Source organism: Candidatus Symbiopectobacterium sp. NZEC135, assembly GCF_025962695.1.
Genome location: NZ_JAGFPF010001267.1, coordinates 1 through 631, shown reverse-complemented (window position 1 = coordinate 631; position 631 = coordinate 1). Strand labels below are relative to the sequence as shown.

At 59.1% G+C, this 631-nt stretch carries 1 protein-coding gene; it reads left to right on the top strand.

What is annotated here, in order from left to right:
* Nucleotides 1-116 precede the first annotated feature (116 nt).
* Nucleotides 117-631, top strand: a 515-nt coding sequence (locus J5224_RS33755) for a POTRA domain-containing protein (RefSeq protein WP_319802548.1), incomplete at its 3' end; no start/stop codon positions are given.

Below are 631 nucleotides of genomic sequence, written 5' to 3'. Positions count from 1 at the left end.
CACCAGCATTTTTGTCACCGACGCTGCTCAGCCTGTGCATCGGTATCGGCCTCAGCACCAGCGCAGCATCGGCTGCGCCATCGGCGGGCCAGTTAGCACAACCTACTTACGCCCCCGTGCAGCAACGGGATAGCGGGCGGATCACCTTGCCTGCAACCACGGGTCTGCATGCGCCGCAAGGTTCAGAGCAGTTGTACGTTGTGCCATCAGGCATCATCGTTGAGGGTGGCTATCCTGAACTGGCGCAAGAAACAGCCCGTATTGAGTCCACGCTCAAAGGCAAGCGCGTTTCGGCTGCCCTGCTATTTGCTGCGGCACGAGAGTTGGAAGCCGCGTATGCCAACGCAGGCTACCTGCTAACGCGCGTCACCTTGCCACCTCAGCAAATTAATGACGGCGCGCCGCTGAGGGTGATTATCACCGATGGCTTTATTGAAAAAATCGATGCCTCCGCCTTTCCGATCACGGCCCGCCGCCGGATGGAAAGCGTGCTGGCTCCGCTTGTGGGAGAAAAACGCCTTACGCGTAGCCTGCTAGAACGTCGTTTACTGCTGGCGGGCGATACGCCGGGCGTAATGCTCAAATCAACCCTGCAACCGGGAAGCAAACCCGGATCCACCGTGTTGATCGT